At 39.2% G+C, this 22,987-nt stretch carries 16 protein-coding genes and 2 pseudogenes; 10 read left to right on the forward strand and 8 right to left on the reverse strand.

The window, feature by feature from the left end; all coding sequences use genetic code 11:
* Positions 1-105 precede the first annotated feature (105 nt).
* From lysS to tatC, 3 genes are all read right to left on the reverse strand, one after another.
* On the reverse strand, positions 106-1,686 hold the full coding sequence (gene lysS / locus CALSC_RS12345) for a lysine--tRNA ligase (RefSeq protein ID WP_088241646.1): 1,581 nt from the start codon (positions 1,684-1,686) through the stop codon (positions 106-108).
* 387 nt (positions 1,687-2,073) lie between these two features.
* A complete protein-coding gene (locus CALSC_RS12350) occupies positions 2,074-2,823 on the reverse strand; it encodes a DUF561 domain-containing protein (protein ID WP_088241647.1) in 750 nt (249 codons plus the stop codon).
* A 360-nt stretch (positions 2,824-3,183) separates the two neighbouring features.
* The gene (gene tatC, locus CALSC_RS12355) at positions 3,184-3,966 is read right to left on the reverse strand and encodes a twin-arginine translocase subunit TatC (protein WP_088241648.1); all 783 of its coding nucleotides are present in this window, start codon (positions 3,964-3,966) and stop codon (positions 3,184-3,186) included.
* Positions 3,967-5,162: 1,196 nt separating this feature from the next.
* Here tatC and CALSC_RS12360 point away from each other — a divergent pair.
* The 3 genes from CALSC_RS12360 (at position 5,163) to CALSC_RS12365 (ending at position 11,598) form a co-directional block, all read left to right on the forward strand.
* Positions 5,163-6,503 (forward strand): P-loop NTPase fold protein, encoded by a 1,341-nt coding sequence (locus CALSC_RS12360; RefSeq protein WP_088241659.1) that lies wholly within the window; start codon positions 5,163-5,165, stop codon positions 6,501-6,503.
* Positions 6,470-7,396, forward strand: a complete 927-nt coding sequence (locus CALSC_RS27435; RefSeq protein ID WP_235006769.1) for a hypothetical protein — start codon at positions 6,470-6,472, stop codon at positions 7,394-7,396. The genes CALSC_RS12360 and CALSC_RS27435 overlap by 34 nt, the downstream gene beginning before the upstream one ends.
* Before the next feature lie 134 nt (positions 7,397-7,530).
* Positions 7,531-11,598 carry a WD40 repeat domain-containing protein gene (locus CALSC_RS12365; RefSeq protein ID WP_235006770.1) on the forward strand — a complete coding sequence of 1,356 codons (4,068 nt, stop codon included), beginning with the start codon at positions 7,531-7,533 and terminating at the stop codon, positions 11,596-11,598.
* Positions 11,599-11,844: 246 nt separating this feature from the next.
* On the opposite strand, the gene CALSC_RS12370 is transcribed toward CALSC_RS12365, so the two are convergent.
* The 3 genes and pseudogenes from CALSC_RS12370 to CALSC_RS28290 form a co-directional block, all read right to left on the reverse strand.
* On the reverse strand, positions 11,845-12,075 hold the full coding sequence (locus CALSC_RS12370) for a hypothetical protein (protein WP_088241649.1): 231 nt from the start codon (positions 12,073-12,075) through the stop codon (positions 11,845-11,847).
* Positions 12,076-12,563: 488 nt separating this feature from the next.
* Positions 12,564-13,574 carry a class I SAM-dependent methyltransferase gene (locus CALSC_RS12375; RefSeq protein ID WP_159460608.1) on the reverse strand — a complete coding sequence of 337 codons (1,011 nt, stop codon included), beginning with the start codon at positions 13,572-13,574 and terminating at the stop codon, positions 12,564-12,566.
* A gap of 202 nt (positions 13,575-13,776) precedes the next feature.
* Positions 13,777-14,001 (reverse strand): annotated as a pseudogene (locus tag CALSC_RS28290) (transposase); the annotation flags it as partial.
* 476 nt (positions 14,002-14,477) lie between these two features.
* On the opposite strand from CALSC_RS28290, the gene CALSC_RS12385 reads away from it, so the two are divergent.
* On the forward strand, positions 14,478-14,987 hold the full coding sequence (locus tag CALSC_RS12385; protein WP_088241651.1) for a hypothetical protein: 510 nt from the start codon (positions 14,478-14,480) through the stop codon (positions 14,985-14,987).
* Positions 14,988-15,113: 126 nt separating this feature from the next.
* Here CALSC_RS12385 and CALSC_RS12390 read toward each other — a convergent pair whose 3' ends face one another.
* Positions 15,114-15,599 (reverse strand): DUF1622 domain-containing protein, encoded by a 486-nt coding sequence (locus CALSC_RS12390; protein ID WP_088241652.1) that lies wholly within the window; start codon positions 15,597-15,599, stop codon positions 15,114-15,116.
* 209 nt (positions 15,600-15,808) lie between these two features.
* On the opposite strand from CALSC_RS12390, the gene CALSC_RS12395 reads away from it, so the two are divergent.
* The 3 genes from CALSC_RS12395 to CALSC_RS12405 are packed head-to-tail and all read left to right on the forward strand — an operon-like array spanning position 15,809 to position 18,549.
* Positions 15,809-16,909, forward strand: coding sequence for a phosphotransferase enzyme family protein (locus CALSC_RS12395; protein WP_088241653.1), 1,101 nt, complete (start codon positions 15,809-15,811; stop codon positions 16,907-16,909).
* Complete coding sequence (locus tag CALSC_RS12400) at positions 16,906-17,457, forward strand: DOMON-like domain-containing protein (RefSeq protein WP_088241654.1); 552 nt, start codon at positions 16,906-16,908, stop codon at positions 17,455-17,457. The genes CALSC_RS12395 and CALSC_RS12400 overlap by 4 nt, the downstream gene beginning before the upstream one ends.
* Before the next feature lie 42 nt (positions 17,458-17,499).
* Complete coding sequence (locus CALSC_RS12405) at positions 17,500-18,549, forward strand: S66 peptidase family protein (protein ID WP_088241655.1); 1,050 nt, start codon at positions 17,500-17,502, stop codon at positions 18,547-18,549.
* Between the two features lie 8 nt (positions 18,550-18,557).
* On the opposite strand, the gene CALSC_RS12410 is transcribed toward CALSC_RS12405, so the two are convergent.
* Positions 18,558-18,932 (reverse strand): hypothetical protein, encoded by a 375-nt coding sequence (locus tag CALSC_RS12410; RefSeq protein ID WP_088241656.1) that lies wholly within the window; start codon positions 18,930-18,932, stop codon positions 18,558-18,560.
* Between the two features lie 135 nt (positions 18,933-19,067).
* Between CALSC_RS12410 and CALSC_RS12415 the strand changes: the two are divergent.
* The 3 genes and pseudogenes from CALSC_RS12415 to recQ all read left to right on the forward strand — a co-directional run bounded on the left by CALSC_RS12415 (position 19,068) and on the right by recQ (position 22,741).
* Positions 19,068-19,691, forward strand: a pseudogene (locus CALSC_RS12415) (Uma2 family endonuclease).
* Positions 19,692-19,953: 262 nt separating this feature from the next.
* The gene (locus CALSC_RS12420) at positions 19,954-20,313 is read left to right on the forward strand and encodes a hypothetical protein (RefSeq protein ID WP_088241657.1); all 360 of its coding nucleotides are present in this window, start codon (positions 19,954-19,956) and stop codon (positions 20,311-20,313) included.
* 274 nt (positions 20,314-20,587) lie between these two features.
* Positions 20,588-22,741: a DNA helicase RecQ gene (gene recQ, locus CALSC_RS12425; RefSeq protein ID WP_088241658.1), complete on the forward strand. Its 2,154-nt coding sequence runs from the start codon at positions 20,588-20,590 to the stop codon at positions 22,739-22,741.
* Positions 22,742-22,987 lie beyond the last annotated feature (246 nt).

The raw sequence follows: 22,987 nt of genomic DNA on the forward strand, positions 1-22,987 counted from the left end.
AGTTGCAGTAAATAAAGAGTTACGACTGGAATTAACTGTAGTTTCAGGGATTTTTCTGGCAAAAATCCCTTATTGCTTTAAACTAGCATATTTGTAAAAGCCAAATCAAATTTTAGATGCGTTCAATTCAATTACATTACGCAAGCGAGTAAGAACAAAAGGCTTATCCAAATAAGATAATAAAGCACCTGCTTTTGGGCCCCGTTCTTTGCCGACAAAGGACAAATATATAGCTTGAAAAGCACCAGCAGGTTTAATTTTTAACTCTTTTGATGTAGAAAATAGAGCAGTTTGTAACTCTTCACCGTCCCAATTTTCCACTTTTTCCAGATTTTCTGCTAATTTATCTAGGTAAGAAACCTGCTCTGGGGATAAATCCTGAGCTTTATCTGGAACTTCCTCCAAATAAATCACCAGCTTTTCTTCTTCATCTGCATAATCTTGTAACCACTTTTGAGCCGCAGCAATCCGTTGATTGATTATTTGCCAATCAAACTCACTCAAAGCTTGTGGACTACGTTTAGCTACTTCTTCCTTAATATCAAGATGGGGAATTTGTAATAACGAAATTAAAGTACTGAAATCAAAGGAATTGTAAGGTTTAATTTCATCACCAATCTGGGCATAAAACAAAGACATCAAATCCTTAGTCAATTCCCCATTCTCGTCAGTATATTTGTCAATTAATGTATCGTAGTCCCGTAACAAACGGGTAATGGTTTCATAATTGGGAGCAAAGTTAATCACCGTTCGTGGTTGAGTACGCAACATTAAAAAGCGCAATAATTCCGAGGGAAGGAGTGATGCAATTTCCTTGGCGCTGGAACCAACACCTTTAGAAGAACTCATTTTAGTCCCATTCACCAAAATAAATTCATAACGAGAGTGGAATGGTGGTTGTTTTTTTAATACTTTACGACAGATAGCATTTGCCACATCCCTGGAACCACCTTTCTGAGAGTGGTCTTTTCCAGCCATTTCAATGGTTACACCCAGCACATCCCACTTAGCTACCCATTCTACTTTCCAAGGTAACTTTCCATTGCCATCAAAGGGAGAAACCCAACCGGAATGACCACAACCTTCTACCCAGTTAGTAGCATCTGGTTTACAAGTATAAAATACTTCTGAGCCGTTATAGTCTGTCACCACAGTGGTGGCTATTTTGCCGCACTTTTCACAAACAACTTGGAAGGGATACCAATTATCAGGACGTTCAGCCTTACTTACCTCTTTGTAAGCCTCCCTGACTAAGTGAGCATTATTGAGGAAAGTATCAATGTAGCTGTTCAGCTTTCCAGAACGGTATAAATCCCGCAAGTAGTAAACCTCTGGTTTGACTCCCAAGTACTCAAAAACTTGCAGAAATTCTCCCATGAAGTATTTAGCATAATCACTAGCTGTATCCCCTGGAGAAGGTACATTACACAAGGGATAACCAAGATAGGGAGAAAATTTTTCTTGATCTAGGTACTTAGGAACAGTATCAAGTGCATCGTAATCATCAACACCATACAAAAATTTTACGGGCTTGCCTGCATGTTTTAAAGCACGGTAAATCACGTCATGTATCACCACACCCCTTAATGATCCTACATGTACTCTTCCTGAGGGGGTTTTTGAATCATTAACTATCTCTATTTCGTGACCTTTTGCATCAGCAGCGATTTTGTCAGCCCAAAACATTTTTTAACATCTATACTTTACGGTCTCTTTATTTTAAGGGAACTCTAAAAAATAAATGATCCAATTTTTGTATTCAATACCAACTGTTCTCTCTTGTTCTCTTCATGAAAAAATGGTTGGCGTAAGGTAATAATGACACCTCACGCCCCTTTACCCTAATTTACTAGAGCATCAATTCTGTGGGGAGTGCGGGGAGTGTGGGGAGTGTGGGGAGTGTGGGGAGTGTGGGGAGTGATGGAGTGATGGTTGGGAGTTAAGATTTTTTATCTTTCCCTCCTTCCCTCTTTCCCTCCTTCCCTCTTTCCCTCCTTCTCTCTTCCCCTCCTTCTCTCTTCCCCTCTTCCTCTCTCACCTAACCGGGGACTTTGGCATTACTGAATCGGTGTTCTAGGCGATAAGATTGGAACTATTAGCAGTTTCCAGTGCTTCTACTAAACTACGTACTGCTGCAATCATTGCCACTTCGCTGTTGAGTTGATTAATAGCAGAACCCACACCGACACCAGCTGCACCACATGCGATCGCTAGAGGTGCTGTGACGCTAGAAATACCAGAAGCACACAATACTGGGATTGACACTGCACGACTAATCTCGTAAGCTGCGGCTAGGGTGGGAGATGCTTTTTCAATTAATCCCAAGGTGCCAGAATGGGATGGTTGGCTACTAGTACCACCTTCTGTTTGGATAATATCAGCACCAGCTTGCACCAATTCTTCTGCTAACTGCACTTGCTTGTCTAAGCTGAGAATATGAGGAACGGTAACTGAAAGGCAAATATCAGGTAGTAAAGCCCTGGTTTGCTCTGTCAAGGCTAAAACTTCAGGTGCCTCAAACTTCCGTCCTTGAGCATAAAAACTATCAAAGTTACCGATTTCAATTAAATCAGCACCAGCTGCCACCACAGACAAAAATTTCTCTGGCTCTACTGCTGATACACAAACAGGTATATCTGTCAATCCTTTAACTAATTTTACTAAGCTTGGTTCTGCGGCGATATCTACAAAGGTAGCGCCACCGTGATGTGCGGCGGTGATAGTGGCGGCGACACTTTGAGGGTCGAAGTTATTCAAGCCGCTAATTACTTTCAGGACTTGGCGGTTGTTAAATGCATTTATGAGGGTGGGATGCATGGTCATAGTTTTGATTTTGAAGCTACGTAAATTAGGATTATTTTACCGCCACAGGGCGACTGAATTTTGGATTTTGGATTTTGAATTTTGGATTGAATCTCTTTCACTCCGGGCGGAGGAACCCCACCCTCACAGGTGTAGGCTTTTTAAAATTGGGTGTTGGTAAGACTTGGATGACAAGGTGGGAAAGTAGACAAGGCAGGAAAACAGAACCAAAAAGTACGGTTACCAACAATACAAACTGGTTAAAAAGCCTATTTGACCATTGAACAATCTTCCTTGTCTACCTGTCTTCTAATCTCCCAAGTCTAGCCATCAACTATCAACCATCAACTATCAACCATCAACCATCAACTATCAACTCCCCTACTTACCTATTACTTTCACCAAGCCAATCCCACCAAAATACAGTCCTAATACTGCTCCAGCTAACAAACTTTGGGTGAGGGGATCGGTAGAAGGGGTAATTACTGCTCCCAGAACCACTGCTCCCACAATAACGTAGCGCCAACCAGAAATCATGGTTTGAGAAGAAACTATACCCAAGGAGCCTAATAAAAGTTGAATAATCGGGATTTGAAAGGCTAAACCAGTACTGAAAAGCAGCAACAGCACAAATTCAAAGTATTTATCAATTGACCATGATTGCTCTACTACCCCCGCACCATAGTTAATGAAGAACTTTAAGGCAGCAGGAATAAGTAACAAATAGGCAAATACAAGCCCAACAAAGAATAGTACACTAGAACCCAACACAATTGGTGCTAATAAGCGACGTTCCCGGAGAGTTAGTCCAGGAATGACAAATTGGATAATTTGGTAAAGGATAAAGGGACTAGCAAGCAATAAACCACTATATCCTGCTACCTTCAAGGAAACAAAGAAATATTCCCCTGGTGCTAGTTGCAAAAATTTAACTCCTTGGGCTGGTATTTCCAATAACCGGACAATGGGTTTGACAGCAATGAAGCAGCCAATCATTGCCACAACCACAGCAATTAGAGCATAGAAAATCCGCATCCGCAGTTCTTCTAGATGCTCAAACATGGACATTTCCACTTCATCTGGTAATTTATCCAGGGGATCATTGTCTGAATAGTTGTCTTCTTCCAGATCGATTACTGTATCTATATCTTGTGAAGGTGGCATGGGTCAGCTAGTAGGCATTACTTCTTATAATATTTTATCTGTATCAGCAACGGTCAGGGACTTTTTTGATTAAGTTCATAATTTTTGTCCGGTTAGAACAGGATTTTATCTGCATAAGTTAGTAGAGCAGAAATTTCTATGTTAAGCAAACCCATCTTTCATCAAGATGGGATTAACAAATTTGGATCATTTAATATCATTTTCCGTTGAGTTAACTAAATCCACATCATACAGGGAACCCACAGTTGCGCATCTCACATGGGAAGCATGACGAAAATTAAAGCACTAAAATGATGATATCTCAATCATAATTTTTCTGCTCTTTGCCTTTGGCTACTATGTTATGCCACTTGTAATTAATTATTTCTGATTACATTTACAAACTATTGATGAGTAAATTCTAGGAGTCATGAGATATGAACGGGAAAATTTATTTAGGATGGGTAGCTTTACTCATGTTGGTATTGAGTATGGGCAACAGTTTTTTTTTCTATACTAAATTCATAAATAACCATAGATTGAATTCTATAATCAAACAGCCAAAACCCTGGAAAAATGAACTTATAGCTTCACGAAACGAAGACAGATGGCAATGTTTGCGCTCTGGTAGGTGTACAAATTAATCCCATTTGCTAGATTTTTATTTTGTATAAATTACTATATACTTATTTCTTTATTTAAATAAATATTTAGGGCAAATTTTATTTTTATCTGGATGAAAAATTTGCAACCATCAATATCGGCAACTCACTTATTTTTCAGGTAATTCCTAGAAAAGCCTTATAAATGGGAGATTATCTCTCTATTTGACCGAAAAAAAAACTGGATACAAACCCCCAAATTTATTTGTGGAAACTCCCCTGTTCCCCTCTCTCTTCTTACCTCCCCCTGCTCCCTGCTCCCTGCTCCCCTGCCTCTTCCTGACATTCCATACTGGCATACACCTCACGCCAAAATACTCTGCATGGCCCATAAATTATTACATTAAATAACTAAATTCTCATTGACAATACATAACTGATATATCAACCCTTATCATACAAAAATAGTGGAAAAGTGTCCGGAAATATACTAGGTTATTTTGTATTTGAAGTGAAGTACACAAATTTTTAATTATTACTAAACTACATTGATAACAATATAGTTATTAATTTATTGTTAGTCTGCAAATTTCCTCTGCACGAATTGGATTAGCTATGCTCTTAAATTTAGAAAGATTTTATCAAGCGTGTAATCCGAGCAGACCTTTAATAATGGGAAATGCTACCGATCGCCGATATTATATTGATTTTGCTTCGGTGCGGGGTGGTAAAATGATTGAGGCTCTGCAACGTACTATTACGCGAATTTCCCCAGAAACCCCTACTTGTCAATTATTTACCGGACACATAGGTTGTGGCAAGTCTACGGAATTGTTACGGTTAAAGGCTGAGTTAGAGCAAAAGCAATTCCATGTGGTTTACTTTGAATCCACCCATGTCTTAGAAATGGTGGATGTAGACGTGACGGATATTTTCTTGGCAATTGCGGGACAGGTAAGTGAAAGTTTGGAGGCGATGCAAATTCGCTTACACCCTGGCTATTTTCGCAATTTGTTTACAGAAATCAAAGATTTCTTGAAAACACCTCTAGATTTGGATGTGGGAGCCGAATTATCCGTGGGAATTGCCAAAATTACGGCGAAGACAAAAGAAAGCGTGCAATTACGGCGGCGGTTCCGGGATTATTTAGAACCAAGGACAGAGAACCTGTTAAAATCAATTAATCAGGAATTGCTGGCTCGGGCGAAAACTGAACTCCAAGCCCAAGGTAAGAAAGGGTTGGTGGTAATTGTAGATAATTTAGATCGGGTGGGAATTAGAACCCTACCCTCCGGGCGATCGCTACCAGATTATCTATTTATAGATCGAGGAGAGCAATTACGCAAACTCAATTGTCATGTTGTTTACACCATTCCCCTATCTTTAACTTTTTCCAACGATAGTGCGGAATTACAGCATCGTTTGGGGGGTGGGGTAGCTCCCAAGGTATTGCCGATGATCCCCGTGCGGTTGCGCTCTGGAGCGGTGTATCCCCAGGGATTAGACTTAATGCGGCAAATGCTATTAGCGAGGGCTTTCCCTGACATTAAACCCGAAAACAGGTTAGATTTAATTGCAGAAGTGTTTGATAGTGTGGAAACTTTAGATCGGCTATGCCTGATTAGCGGGGGTCATGTACGCAGCTTTTTAGGTTTGCTATTTGACTGCTTGCGGGAGAAAGATCCACCATTTGAACGTCTGTTTTTAGAACGGGTAATTCGGGAACACCGGGATTATCGAGTCAAAGCAATTACTGATGATGAATGGGAATTAATTTTTCAAGTCGTTCAGCAACAAAAAGTTAGGGGTGATATAGAATACCAGACTCTCTTACGTAGTTTGTTTGTGTTTGAATACTGGGATCATCAGGGAACTTGGTTTTCCGTTAATCCATTTCTGGCAGAAACAGAGAAATTTAAATCATGGCTAGACAAAGCTCACCAGAAAGTATTGTAGAGCATAACGAACGCTCCTTAAAAAGTTTAGGGCGAGCGATCGCTTTTTCTGATGGTCAATTTTCCTTGGTGTTGGTGCGCTGTAATTACCATTGCTTGCGAAGGCAAATTTTGCAACAATTACAGTCAGAATATTTACATAGCCAGCGAATCCAACAGGTGACTGTCCCCCCCCATGTGAGGAGTCTTTACAATACCATCCATATCCGGCTCAACTCTCAGCAACCCTCGGCGCTGATGGTATTGGGTTTAGAGTCGGTAGATGCTCTGGATGATTTACTGAGTACTATTAACCAGGTACGGGATGAGTTTCGTAAGCATCACCCATTCCCTATGGTTTTGTGGGTGAATGACCGGGTATTGGCTCAATTACGGCGTTTAGCTCCCGATTTTGCTAGTTGGGGAGCGACTCCCATCCGGTTTGAAATGACAACTGGGGATTTGCTGCAATTTCTGCAAGAAGAAACCAATGCTCTATTTAGCAATATTCTCAAATTTAGTACAGCCCATACCAGGGAAGCCAAAACCCCCTTTGTTTCTCCCAAAATGCATCAGGGAAAACAATTCTGGTTTCGTGATAGTGATGAGTTTTCTTGTGCGATTCGGGATTTAAATAGTCGCGGTATTACCCTAGAGCCCCATTTAAATGCGGATTTAGAATTTGTTTTTGGCTTAGATGATTATATTAGCGATCGCATTACCCAAGCAACGACACATTTTCAAGCTAGTTTACAATTTTGGCAGCAAGAGATAGATGGGGACATAGTAGCTAAATGGGATAGTGGCAAAAATTATAATTTTTCCTTTCCTCCCCATCCCCCCTACCTTCATCTCCCCATCTGTTACGCCAGGGGGTATTACTTTTCTACATTGGCTTATGTTATTTTCGTCTAGCAGAAAGACATGAGTCGGATAATCGTCACCATTGGCAAGAGGCAAAGTATTATTTCCAACAATGCCTGCAAGTATTTAGTAATGCCCAACGAAAAGACATTGTCGCTCAATTTATTGATCATCTAGGGGAAGTTTTGCAACAATTGGCAGATTGGCAAGATTTGCACCAATTAGCTCAGCAAGCCTTAGATTTGCATCAGATTTATGGCAGTCATATCCAACTAGCTTGCGACTATGGATTCTTGACAGAAGTAGCTATCAGCGAATCTAATTGGAAACAGGCAAGTCAATTTGCTCGCATTGCCCTGTGGAGATTATCTGAATCCCCAGAAAATCAAGATGCAGAGCACAGTTTATTCCCCCTCCTGCTAGCACAAATGTATCGTTTAATGCTGGCATGGGCGCAACAACATTTAGGAGAGGAAAAACTTGCCAGCCTCAATTTAGCAGAAGCTCGGCAAACCCTAACTACTGCATTAATAGACAGCGATTATAGATATGATGCCCATCGTTATATTCGGCTGTTACGTAAATTGCGCTTCTTATATTTCCAAGCAGGTTCTTATTTAGAGGCATTTACCATCCGCCAGAAACGGCGCTCTGTGGAACAGCAATATGGTTTTCGTGCCTTCATTGGTGCCGGGAGATTACAACCCCAACAACAGGCAACCAACCCCGTGTTAAATTCACCTTTGGGGGTGGGTAGTGTTGCCTTAGAAATTTGTGCTTCTGGTAGGGAAAGGGATGTCAAGCAGTTAATTGGTAAAATTAGCCGTCCAGCCCAAAAGTTAACAATTATTCATGGCCCTTCAGGGGTGGGTAAAAGTTCTACGGTGACGGCGGGTTTAGTACCAGCGTTGCAAAATCGGGCTTTAGGGGATCAAATTGCCATACCCGTTGTTTTACAAGTTTACACTGACTGGGTGCGATTATTAGGTAATGCTTTATCAACAGCTATGGCTGATAGTAAAGGAGATACAGAAACTGAGATTGCCACTTATCCTGCCATCCCTTTAACCACAGCAGATATACTAGAAAGACTGCGGGAAAATGCTAAGAATCAACTGATTACTGTATTAATTTTCGATCAGTTGGAAGAATTTTTCTTTGGTCATACAGATAGAAAAGAAATAGAACAAATGGATTTATTTTTGTGTGATTGTCTGCAAATTCCTTTTGTTAAGGTTCTTTTCTCCTTACGCGAAGATTATTTATATAGGTTACTGGAATTTAATCATTTAATAGAATTAGAGCCAATTAATCAGAATATTCTGGATAAAAATATCCGCTATCAATTAAATAACTTTTCTGTCCGGGATGCCAAGAACGTAATTCAATGTTTAACAGAGCGTTCCCAAGTTCATTTAGAACCAGAATTAATTGATACTGTGGTAGCAGATTTATCTGCGGAATTAGGAGAAGTCCGCCCCATTGAATTACAGGTGGTAGGCAATCAACTGCAAGATAATCGCATCACCAAGCTATCACAATACGAATTATATCGACCCAATAAACTCATAGAGCAATATATTAAGGGACTCATTGCTGATTGTGGACCTAAAAATGAACGGGCTGCCTTATTAGTTTTATATTTATTAACCGATGAAAATCGCAAACGACCATTTAAAACTAAAGCAGAAATCGCTACAGAATTGGCAGATTTTGAAAATACTGAACAATTAGACTTAGTCTTAGGCATACTAGTGCATTCTGGATTAGTAGTTTTGTTCCCTGATGTCCCAGAACGCTATCAATTAATTCACGATTATTTGGTAGATTTGATTCGCTACCTGCAACAAGGGGAATCTAGTCTGCAAATTCAACTCAATCAACTGCGAGAAACGGTGAAATCTCGGGAAGCAGAAATTGCACAAATCAATAGTGAATTGCGCCAAAGAAAACAGCAATTCAAACTATTAGATAGTTTAGATACTTCCCCCCAAAAAGGTTTAAACTTATTGGCAGAATTAAAAGAACTGCGCAAACGAGAAGAACTTAGCCAAGTAGAAATCCAACGCTTAGTTGCCGAACTGCAACAACAAAAATTAGAAGCAGAATTAGCTCATAAAGAAAAACAACGGATTAATGAAGCGAGAATCAACAAATTTCTCAAAATTATCTTAACAGTTTCTGCGATCGCCATCATCGCCTTAACTGCCTCCATCACTATGGCAATTTATCAATGGCGACAGGCGCTAATTGGTGCAAGTCAAGCCGCCAGTGCATCCAGTGCAGCATTATTTGCCTTGGATAAGGATATTGATGCTTTGAAATCTGGTTTAAAAGCCGGGAAGAAACTCCAAGGAGCAGTTTTACCAGACGCAGATACCCAAGAACAAGTCATGACTGCCTTATACCAAGTAGTATATGGCATGAAAGAACGCAATCGTTTACAAGGGCATAGCTCTGAAGTTAACGACGTGAGTTTTAGTCCTGATGGGAATTTGATTGTCTCCGGTAGTGCAGATAATACAATTAACTTATGGCAATCTGATGGTAAATTACTGCATACTTTCACCGGACATAGTAAAAAGGTAAACAGCGTTAATTTCAGCCCCAACGGCAAAAACATCGTTTCCGGGAGCGCGGATAACTCCGTGAGACTGTGGAATCTAGATGGTAAGTTACTCAACACCCTCTGGGGACATACGGATATAGTCAATAGTGTTATTTTTAGCCCTGATGGTCAAATAATTGCCTCGGCAAGTACGGATAAAACCATCAAAATCTGGAACCGGAAGGGAAATTTACTCAGAACCATCTCTGCACATCAAGAGCCGGTGAGAAACTTGGCGTGGTCTAGGGATGGTAAAATTCTTGCTTCTGCTAGTACAGATAAAACCATTAAACTGTGGGATGCTAATGGTAAATTACTTCATACCCTATCCGCTCATCAAGATACAGTATTACAGGTAAACTGGTCTCCTGATGGTAAAACCTTGGCTTCTGTCAGCTTAGATGGTTTCATCAAACTGTGGAGTCGCTCAGGTAAATTAATACGCAGCTTTGCGGGACATCATCATGGGCTAACAACCGTCAACTTTAGTCCTGATGGGAAACATATTGCTTCCGCTAGTACAGATAAAACCATCAAAATTTGGACATTAGAAGGGAAACTAGTAGATATCCTCAAAGGACATGGGGATTGGATTACTAATATTACCTTTAGCCCCGACAGTACTACCTTAGCTTCCGCCAGCCGAGATACAACTATTAAACTGTGGCATTGGCAAGATGTGCGACTACAAAAGCTCAAAAGCCATAAACAAGGGGTAAATCAAGTTAGTTTTTCCCATACAGGCAAACTTCTGGCTTCCGCCAGTGGAGATACAACAGTAAAGTTATGGCAACGGGATGGTAAACTACTGCAAACCTTATCCGGTCATAAAAAAGCAGTGTGGGATGTGGCTTTTAGTCCCGATGAGAAAATGATCGCTTCCGCCAGTGGAGATACAACAGTTAAACTATGGCAGCGAGATGGTAAACTAGTGAGAACCCTATCTGGTCATGTCAAAGAAGTTTTAGGGGTTGCTTGGTCAAAAGATGGAAAAACCATTGCTTCAGCCAGCAGTGATGGCACCCTGAAGTTATGGAATGTCAACGGTAAACTGTTGGATACCATATTTGCCCATGGGGATGCCGTCAACTGGGTGAGCTTTAGTCCCGATGGTAAGTTAATTGCTTCCGCTAGCGATGATAATACGGTGAAAATCTGGCAGAGGAATGGAGAATTAGTCTACACCTTCAAACAACATCAACGGCCAGTATATAGTTTAGCTTGGTCAGCAGATGGCAAAACCATCGCCTCAGCCAGCATTGATAGCATGGTAAAACTGTGGACATTGGATGGTAAAGTGGTGAGTAACTTTACTAAAGATGGCGATCGCTTTACCAGTATTAGTATTAGTCCCGATAGTGAAACCTTAGCAGCTACTAGCGATGATGGGGTACGGTTGTGGAATAGTGATGGTAATTTATTGCTGACATTGAAAGTAAAAGATAATCATTTTAGTAGTGTTAGTTTCAGTCCCGATGGTAAAACCCTAGGAATTAGCAGTAGTGCAGGGACAGTAATTTTACAGGACTTGTCAGATTTGCAGTTAAATAAGTTACTTGATATGGGCTGTAATTGGTTACAAGATTATTTAGGGAATAATTCTAAAGTAATAGCGAGCGATCGGGATTTGTGTGTGGGGAAGTGAGGGTGTGAATACAAGTATTTATAGGTTAATTCCTGTTTAATTGCTGTCAGAAACTTTTGCATTTGTAATTTTACTAAAATCTATATTCAATCAGTTGCAACAAGGTGTTAGAGGATGTTTGAAAAGTCAGGATTCGGGAGTTTCTCCCACTTTTCATCTTCTAACCATTTTTCTATTGCTTGATTAAAAGAGTCAATAGTTTCAGAAGATATAGACTTGAGACTCATAATACCAGCAGTTTTTGAACTAGTCCAAAATTTTCCTTTCAATATTAGACCATCCGTAGGCTGGTAACATAAGTTGATTATATGAATCTCTTAAGGGAAAAACAGGTATTCCATCAAGGCTTTTATACAAAATAATACCTAAGCCTGAAAATGAGGAACTTTTCTGATGCCAAATATTTTGCAAAACCTGGAAAATAGCTTGAAGTATTTGCTGTTCTTCTTTAATCAAACTTGATGGATTAGTTTTCATTTGTAATGTGAATTTTAGTTCAACCTGAAATTGTTTTATCTTACTTGCTAGGGATGAATGGCATTATTGTTCTGTTCGCAGAGCAAGCAGTAGTAAAACATAACCTCTCTCAAGCAAATGTAGTATTATACTCACTGTGCTAAAACCAAAATACTTTCCGTTTCGCTATTGAAACTAACTACATTATGACAAGTTCTGTTGGTTTGGAAAAATGATCATGTAAATCAAGCACTTTCCCAATTATTATACTGCGCTCGCTATTCTCTCAAGGAGAGACGCACCAAAGGCGATCGCATGAATAAAACTTAATATGAATTGCGTGCGATCAACTGCAATATTTAATTGGGTGTTGGTCAGACTATTAGGACAAGGTGAGAAAGTAGACAAGAGAGGAAAACCGAACCAAAAAAGTACGGTTACTAATAATACAAACTGGTTCAAAACCCTATTTTTTTTTCATTGAACAATCTTCCTTGTCTTAAGTGAGTTCAGTTTAAGGGTTTTTGACATTGTAGATAAAATGAGTATCCCACATTCGGATTATCTCCTAGTAAATCTGAGTGAATAAGTTCCAAACGGTTAAAACGCTGTACTCTATAGCTGATAGGCATAGGAGAAACTGCTTTCTGCTCAACAATGACAAACCCCATCTCAATTAATTGATCCATCAACTCCTTTGGAACATATTCCACTTTATGTTCTGGATGAACGAAACCCTGCCTTACCTGCAATAAAGTCATTTGGCGATTTGGAGTATCTAAACAAAAGTATCCACCAGGCTTAAGAATCCGATATACTTCTTGAATTACTACATTTGCCTCTGTTTGTGTAATATGTTCAATACTCTGTCCTGACCAAACTAAATCAAAACTTCCATCTGTAAAAGTACCAAGATTTGTCATTGAGATGTAGTGATAGTATACCTGTGTTCCTTGAGGAGTTCTGTGACAATTAATATCATTTACAGATGAAGACTTAAAAAAACGTTCATTGCTTGGCAAGTCTACAATATCAATTCTTTCTGGTTGGTAGGGATATCCCATAATTAGTAAACTACCTGATGGATTACTGCCTGAAGCACCTCCTAGATCTAGAATCAATTTGGCAGGTGGCAATTCTTTTGATACTAATTGTAGTCTTGCTTCGTGATGAGATAGAATGCCCTGGGTGTGGAAAAGTTTCTGTTCTAAGCTAGCAGGCATCATGAAAAAAGAACATAAAAGGGTAATACGTGTAATTTCACCGTTTTTTAATTTCTTCTCATAAAAATCAATATCTGCCTCACAATATGTTGTTTTGAGAAAATATTGGTAGATATGCTCAACATAATTTTGATGGCTATTTTCTTTTCTCAAAATACTGGATAAAGTATGCTGAATAAAAAATTGCAATAGCAGCCACAAATCTTTGGGATAGTAATGTAAATATCTGATAATTTTACTGATAAAAACTTGGTGATGTTGATTGATTTGAAAAAAATTTCTGATTATTTTAGCCATGAGTGACATGCTTTACTCAAATTATTTCAGCAATTGTATGGATAAATGACCATATAAATCAAATACTTTCCCAATTATTGTACTGCGATCGCTATTCTCATATAGTGATACGAAAGCCATGCTCTCAAGGAGAAATGCACCAAAGGCGATCGCATGAATAAAACTTAATATGAATTGCGTGCTCTGGCTAGAATGCGTGATCGATTAATTCACATAGAACATTAACGCAAAAATTAACAGGACTTCGATGTCTAAAATGCTCACTCTGAGAAATTTTCTTGAGTTGGTCGTTAATTGGTTTTCAGTCGTCAATATTACCAGGGGTGGCAATCACATTTAAGATTTCACCGCGCTCATTAACTGCGATATGGAGTTTAAAACCGAAAAAACAATCCACAGAAGTCTTACTCCTAGCAGCAAAGTCCTTTTATACCATTTCTCTAAATCCTGACTACAGATAATTTAATTCTCCCTCTGCTCCCCTTTGGGTTGCGCCACTTGACGGCAGTTGCTTTATGCCGGGGAACCCGTCCACCGCACTGCCTCCTTTATGCCGGGAAACCCGTCCACCGCAATGGCTTACCGCGCAACGCAGTAGCTTACCTGCTCCCTGCCCCTGCTGTCCATGTGTAGTTTTATTTTGGAGAACTGGTATTACTACTTACCCCTTTCCTGATCCTGAACTCAGATTAAATAATTTTCAAAAATAAAATTATGATCTAGCTTGGGAACTATTAACAGATAATGAATGACTAATAAATTGTGATTAGTAATAACACAATTTTTCCGGATAAATAAACTAAATTATGAAAATGAGGAAAAATATGGGTTTTTATTCAACCTGATTGAAATCCCATTCCTTGATGACTTTGGTTTCACAATCGAGTTTAAATTTATTTAGCCATGCGTTCACTTTCTCTGTTTTTAGGTATCAGCATTACTACTTTTATTTGTTTAGCAGCTAAAACTTCATTAGCAGAAAATAAATCAGGGCCTATTGCTTCAGAAGCTCCTTTGCAATTAGAATTGTTGAGCCAAGCTCCAGATAGTGTGATTACAGCCAATACAGTTTACCAAGATAAAATGACTGTTCCTAGTTTTTGGTGGGCAAAGGAAAACTCTGAAAATAAACTCCTAGATAATTGGATTGCATATCCATCTTCAACAACCGAGCCAGCAAGAGTAGATTTATTAGTCAATCAGCAAATTTGGGGTTTGTTAGATTATTTTGAGCGTTACAATTTTGTGAATCAAATGGGTAACCTAGCACGCAGCTATGGCTATAATGTCCGAGTTTTTAATTATCAACAAGAACGTCTGGCTACCTATACTTGTAATTTTGTCAATAGTCCAGCATTGTGTAATATTGAGATGAAGGCTAAAAATAGTATGGGTTTGGATTCTTCTCTTTAGATTGGTTTTAAATTATAGCTATAGTCAGATAAGTTAGGACGTTTTTCAGTTGATAGTTGATAGTTGATAGTACTTTAGTCGAACAATACTGCCCTAACCAATATATCCATTGCTATATTTGAAATTTTAAGTTGAATTGTGTGATTTTTCTGCTTCCAATTCTTCAACTTCTTTTTGTAAGAAAAAGTTGAGGAAAGTCCGTATTCCTGATATTGTTGCAAGTTTACCCAATGCATCCCAGTTTGGCGATACAGCAGTTGCTGCAATATCTGCGGCTAGCAGAAATTCTAAAGATAGTGCTAAAGCCATTCCTAAATTAAGACGAAGTGATAATAAAGCTGCTTGACGATTTTTTTGTTTCAGGACTGAAGGTAACTTCTGGGTACTTTTTAAAATTGCTAAGGCAAGAATTAACAGAGCAATAGATTCAATGCCTATTTTAAGTAAAAATGCAGTTTGCAGTAAGATACCTTCAGCAAAATGATTGAAATTTACAATATTGTTTGCATGAGTATTTTCCGTTGCGGTAGCAATAGTGTACCAGCCTCCTTTCCAGATAATTCTCTGGAAATAAGTAACGCAAAAGGTAAATGCAGAAGGAATATATAACATAATTTGTTATTGAAGATATTCAACTTGGTTCACAGATATTGTCCTTAGTTGGCACAGACATATATAGCGCTACGCGCACGCAAGTAATAAATAATAAGTTTACTGTTTATAGGTTTATGGGTTTCAGTCTTCAACAATGTCTTAACGTATATGGGTAGTGCTATATATTTAAAAGCACTACCCCTAAGGAAACCTCAGATTTCATAGCCTTGAATAATTTAATTGACATCGCTAACCAATTTAAGCCAGATGGTGCAATCGCTAAGATTCAGGAATTCGGAAATGGTAATATTAATCACACCTTCCTAGTTCGTCTGCATGACTCCAATGTCAAGCATTTTATCCTCCAACGCATCAACACCCAAGTCTTTCGTCAACCAGCACTGGTGATGCAAAACATGAGTATTTTTACTAACCATGTTTCCCAACGCTTACATAATTCTCCTCTACCCAATGGGAAACGATGGGAAGTTCCACAAGTATTACTAACCCAAAATTCCCAAAACCACTTTATTGATACTGAAGGCTCATTTTGGCGAGTGATCGCATTTATTGCCGGGGCACAAACCTTTGATACAATTCAAGATCACCACCACGGTTGGGAAGTTGGCTATGCCTTGGGTATGTTTCATAACCTAATTAGCGATTTACCTATCGAGCAACTAGCTGATACCCTACCTGGTTTCCACATTACACCAAGTTACCTCCAGCAGTATGCCGAGGTCAAAGCAAAATACACTCTACCGACAAAATCCCCAGAATTAGATTATTGCTTAAAATTTGTCAGCGATCGCCAAACTTGGGCACATGTTCTGGAAAATGCTGTCAAACAAGGATATCTGCATTTGCGTCCCATCCACGGCGACCCGAAAATAAATAATGTGATGATAGACACTACTACTGGGCATGGCATCAGTATTATTGACTTAGATACCGTCAAGCCAGGACTAGTTCATTATGATATTGGTGACTGTTTGCGTTCTAGCTGCAATCCTTTGGGAGAAGAAACACAGAAATGGGAAGAAGTTAGATTTGATACTGATATTTGTCGGTCTGTATTAGGGGGATATCTTTCAGTTGCGAGGGATTTTCTCACAGAAAGTGACTATGAATATATGTACGATGGGATCCGTCTGATTGCTTTTGAATTGGGATTAAGATTTTTTAGCGATTATTTAGCGGGTAATGTCTATTTTAAAGTTAAATATCCAGAACATAACCTGGCTAGGGCATTAGTGCAGTTTAAGCTAACTGAAAGTATTGAATCTCAGGAAGATAGCATTCGTAACACCATCGAAAAAATGCGATGAATCAACAAAATTTCTGTTTGCAACCATTTACCCCTATTTCTAGCTTCGATTTACAGATTCATGGCAATATTGACCGTGAGCATAATCATCTAACTATTAATTATCTATTTCAAGGGGATTTAGAAAAAATAGATATTCCCACCCCAGCAGATATACCAACTCGCAAACATGAATTGTGGAAAATAACTTGTTGGGAATTTTTTCTAGGAATTAAGGATAAACCTTCCTATTGGGAATTTAACCTTTCCCCCACAGGAGATTGGAATGTGTATCGCTTTGATGATTATCGTCGAGGTATGCAGGAGGAAACAGCTATTACTTCCCTTCCCTTCATTCTTCGCCATCACTCTGATTCTTTGGAGCTAACTTTAGAATTGGATTTGGATAAATTCATCGCTCCCGAACTGAATTTAGATGTTGGTATTACTACCGTAGTTCAAGATATAAATGGTGTTACTACTTATTGGGCATTAAAACATAGTGGAGAAGAGGCAGATTTTCACTTACGGGATAGTTTTACCATTGAGTTAATGGGAATAGGAATTTAGAATTTAGAATTTAGAATTTAGAATTATTACCATAAATTTCCCATGAGTATCAAGCGTCGAGAATTACTGAAAATATTTGGTATATCTGCTGTATCTACGCCCCTAATATCATTTTTTTCCCATAACGCCTCCTACGGAACATCACCAAATATTGTTATCAAGCCACCACCTTTACGCATCGGCGATACAGTAGGATTAATTAGTCCTGCTGGTATGGTTGATACCGAAGATATTCAAAAAGCCAAACAAACATTAGCTAATTTAGGCTTAAAAGTTAAGCTAGGCAAACATATTTTAGACCGTTATGGCTATTTAGCAGGTAAAGATATTGACCGAGCAGCAGACGTGAATAATATGTTTGCAGATAAATCTGTTAGAGCCATAATTGCTATGCGTGGTGGTTGGGGTTGCAATCGGATTTTACCTTTACTCAAGTATCCTTTGATTCGTTCCCATGCCAAAATTATTATCGGATATAGCGATATTACTTCCCTATTATTGGCAATTAACGCCCGTAGCCGCATTGTAACTTTTCATGGTCCCGTGGCTATTTCTAGTTGGAATAAATTTACTTTAGACTATCTCCAACCAATCCTGTTTCAAGGAAAAATGGTTTCCATGACGAATCCCCTCACCACAGAACTTCGTCGGCGAATAATTAACCCAGGTATAGCAACAGGTAAGTTAGTGGGTGGTAATTTATCAGTTGTGTGTGCAATGGTAGGCTCACCTTATCTACCATCTTGGAATCGTCGTATTTTGTTTGTGGAAGACATTGGTGAGGATATTTACCGTGTAGATAGGATGCTTACCCAATTAAAAAATGCTGGTATTTTGTCCCAATTGTCAGGGTTTATTTTTGGACAATGTACCAGGTGCAGTATGGGGGACGATCCTTCTTTGACATTGATGGAAGTATTGAATGACCATATTAAACCTTTAGGGATTCCTGCTTGGTATGCAGCAATGATTGGTCATATTCGGGATAAATTTACCATGCCTATTGGTGTGAATGTTGAGATTGATGCTAATCAAGGGAAAATAAGTATGTTAGAGCCAGCAGTCGCTCTGGAGAAAATGGGGAAATTTTAGAGTCATAACTAACCTAAATCAGCACGAGTTGTAGCTCTATCGCTCCAGTAAATTACTGTACAATCATTTTTACCACAAGCTATTTCTTCATCTGCTTGACTGTATATTTCTAAATAGCCATCGTCCCCATCTGTAACCGCAGTAACTACATATACTGGAATATTTTCTATAGGAATAGAATAAACACTAACATTGCCAAAATCTGCATATTCTACATTTTTTTTGTAGAAGTTATAAGCTTGTCTGACATTATCAGGGAGTTCATTGAAATCAACCCGAGTTGCTATTTCTAAATCTGCAACAAACCTTTGCTCACAGTCAGAGCTTTTTCGAGCATCATCAAAGAATTTTTTCACAGATGATTGAGTTAATTGATTTTCCATTTTAGATTTACTGATTAAGTTTTACGAATAAAAATTGACACTCCTCCATATTTGGATATGGTGATAGGATAAGGCTTATGTGTTGTTTAGACAAATAACCTATATGTACAAACAACCCATTTTCATCAAAAAAACATGATTCAGTCACTACCGATTCCCATGACTGTTAACCAGTTTTTAGATTGGTATCCTGCAGATTCAGTCCGTTACGAACTTCATAGTGGATTTATCAAATAAATACCACTCCCAACAGGAGAGCATGAATTAGTCATTGCATTTTTAGTCAAGCAAATTTTGCTGGAGTGTGTCCGAATTTCAAAACCCTATGACATTCCTAAAATGGGATTTGTGCAATCAACCGAAGGTGAATCTGCTTTTTTGCCTGACGTACTGTTGTTGAATCGTCCTAACCTTATCAACGAGCCATTATGGAGAAACCAATCAACAGTAAGCCTTGGCTCATCAATTCCATTAGTCATAGAGGTTGTTAGTACAAACTGGCGGGATGATTATTTTACCAAGGTGGGACAATATGAAGCTGTTGGCATTCCAGAATACTGGATTGTAGATTATGCAGCATTAGGTGGCAGAAAATTTATTGGTAATCCCAAACAGCCAATAATCTCAATTTACTTGTTAGCCGAAGGGGAGTATCAAGTTAGCCAGTTTCGAGGTGAAAATCGCATTATCTCCCCTACATTTCCAGAATTGGATTTAACCGCCGAACAAATTTTTCAATCTGCATATCTACAAAACTGATTTGTGAATATTATTATAATCCCGTTCATCATGGATTCGTTAATGCACCGAAAGATTGGCAATATTCGAGTTTCCATCGTTATGTGGAAGCAGGAGTTTATGATGTCTTGTGGGGAGCAGAAAAAAGGTTAATGTTTGATGATAATGTTGGGCATGAATAATATAAAATAGCAGGTTGGGTTAAAGGTCGTGCAACCCAACACCAAAGCCGATAACCAAGCCAAATAGATAATGCACGGTGTTATTCACTGGGAGGTGAATTATGACGGTACGCACTTCAACCATTGAGGAAAGGGTCAAAGATTACATTTCAGCCAACTTTACAACCTCCAGAGAATGGAAGTCTGTTTATGGTTATAAACAACGGCTTACAACATGCGTAGGATATTGCTACGAAGCTGAGTTGGCTGTGTGGTTTGAAGAAATAGGATACAAAATAGCTTATTTAAAAGACTCAAAAAGACTTTTAGTTAAGGCAAAATTAGGGAAATATCGAAAAGTGGAACCAGATTATTGGCATGATATGTACCCAGACTGGGATGTACACCGCGAACTACCAGAGGAGTATGGCGTGGGATTACTGCCAGAAAAAATCCATCGTTACTTTCCGCGTGATGAATAGACATCTCCGAAAAAGAATATAAAAGCCTTGTGCAGTCAGGGTTAATATCTCATTTTCGGAGAGGTCTAATATTAACTTTTCGTCTATTTTGAATTGTTGCAAAATGTCGTGATACCTTCATTCCCCAACTTTTAACTAATGCTAGTACGATAAATTACTTAACTCAAGCAGAGAGCTTAAATCCAGGCTCACCCCAACACCAGTATGAATATTGTGAAATAAAAACAAAACACAGATAAACTACAGATAGACTGCAATATTCATCTACTCACCCATGACTGCGTATCCCAATTTAGAGCAAGCACTAAAATACTACTTTGGTTACGATAATTTTCGCCCCGGACAACGGCAAATTATAGAAGGTGCCATGCAAAATCGGGATTTGATGGTTGTCATGCCTACTGGTGGGGGAAAGTCTCTGTGTTTTCAATTGCCAGCATTGATGAAACCAGGGGTAATGGTGGTAGTATCACCCTTAATCGCTTTAATGCAGGATCAAGTAGAATCACTGCGAAAAAATGGGGTTGCAGCCACATTTCTTAATAGTAGCCTGAATCAGTACAAAACGCGATCGCGGGAACAAGCTCTCCTCGGTGGTAAGGTAAAGTTACTCTATTTAGCTCCAGAACGTCTTCTCAGTGAAAGGTTCCTACCGTTCCTCGATTTATTACACCATCAAGTAAGTATTTCCGCATTTGCCATTGATGAAGCCCATTGCGTATCAGAATGGGGACACGATTTTCGCCCTGAATATCGCCAGTTGAAATTACTGAGAAGTAGATTTCCCAATGTGCCTGTTTTTGCTTTCACGGCAACAGCTACAAATCGAGTGCGTGATGATATTATCAGCCAATTACAACTCAAGCAACCCTGTATTCATATTGCTAGTTTTAATCGGCAAAATCTTTACTATGAGGTACGGCAGAAAGGGAAGAGTACTTACGGGGAAATTGTCAGTTTAATTCGGGAAAATGAAGGTTCGGGGATTATCTATTGTTTAACTCGCAAACAGGTAGAGGAAATTGCTTTTAAACTCCAGCATGACAAAATTTCCGCCCTACCCTACCATGCGGGGTTAAGTGATGAAGAACGCAGCCAGAACCAAACGCGGTTTATCCGGGATGATGTGCGGATAATGGTAGCTACCATCGCCTTTGGCATGGGAATTAATAAGCCAGATGTGCGGTTTGTTATCCACTACAGTTTACCCCGGAATTTGGAAAGTTATTATCAGGAATCGGGGAGAGCAGGCAGAGATGGGGAGCCATCCCGGTGTACGTTATTTTTTAATTATGGTGATGTCAAAACCATTGAATGGAGTATCAATCAAAAAACTGAAGAGCAAGAACAGTTAATTGCCAAGCAACAACTACGACAAATGATTGATTACGCTGAAGGTACGGTTTGTCGTCGCACCATTCAATTGGGTTATTTTGGAGAGTATTTCCCCGGTAATTGTAATAATTGCGATAACTGTTGCTATCCCCAACCAGTGGAGGATTGGAGCATAGAAGCCATGAAGTTTCTATCCTGTGTGGCTCGTTGCAAGGAAAGGTTTGGCATGAGTCATACTATAGATATATTGCGGGGTTCCAAAAACAAAAAAGTCACCCAATATAAACACAATGAACTCTCTACCTATGGTATTGGTAAAGATAGAACGGTTGATGAATGGCGGATGTTGGGGCGATCGCTACTCCATCAAGGTTTACTAGAACAAACTAATGATGGCTATTCTGTGCTGAAATTGAATGCTTTGAGTTGGGAAGTGATGCGACGACAGCGTACGGTTTCCGTCGCTATTCCCGTCAAACCAAAAGTTCCCGAACTCAAGCAAAATGCCAAAGCCGCCGCCGCAGATATGCTAATGTACAAATTGCGATCGCTCCGTAAGGAATTAGCAGATGCACAATCTGTACCCCCATATGTAATTTTTCCTGACTCTACTTTAAGGTTAATGGCTCAGGTACAACCCCAAACCAGAGATGATTTTGGTAAACTTTCCGGGGTTGGTAGTCACAAACTCTCCCAATATGGCGATCGCTTTTTGGCAGAAATTCGCCTCTACCGTCAGGAGCAAGGTTTATCTATATCCCAGGGTAAATTTACACCTGGAAATAATTCTCCCTCCAGTACAGAATTGCAAACTTTACAACTATATCAACAAGGCTTGAGCATTAGAGAAATTGCTACCCAGCGTAACCTCCGTCCCACCACAATTGTCCGCCATCTGTGCGATTTGATTGAGAAAAACCAGTCGGTAGATATTAATCAGTTGGTGTCGAAAGAAAAACAGCAAAAAATCTTACAGGTGTTAGAAAGTTTGGGAGATATTTCTCTCACACCAATTAAAGAATATTTAGGCGACAGTTATAGCTTTGATGATATTCGTCTAGTACGCGGTAAATGGCGGCGACAAAAACACTAATAACCCCAACCAAGATCACTGATTATACGGATTACACTGATTCTACTGAGCCGCACAATTTGGAAATCCATAATTTACAGCACTTTGCAGGTAAATAAAGTACAAGGCTACATACAAAAGCTCTTGTGGGATGGGCATCCCTGACTGCCTCAATGTACCTTATTAAAATTAAATATGCTGTAAAAGTCATGGATTTTTATCTGTTGATAAGTTTCAGCCTTCAACAATGTCCGCGCCATAATTGCC

The organism is Calothrix rhizosoleniae SC01 (genome assembly GCF_900185595.1).
GTDB lineage: Bacteria > Cyanobacteriota > Cyanobacteriia > Cyanobacteriales > Nostocaceae > Calothrix_A > Calothrix_A rhizosoleniae.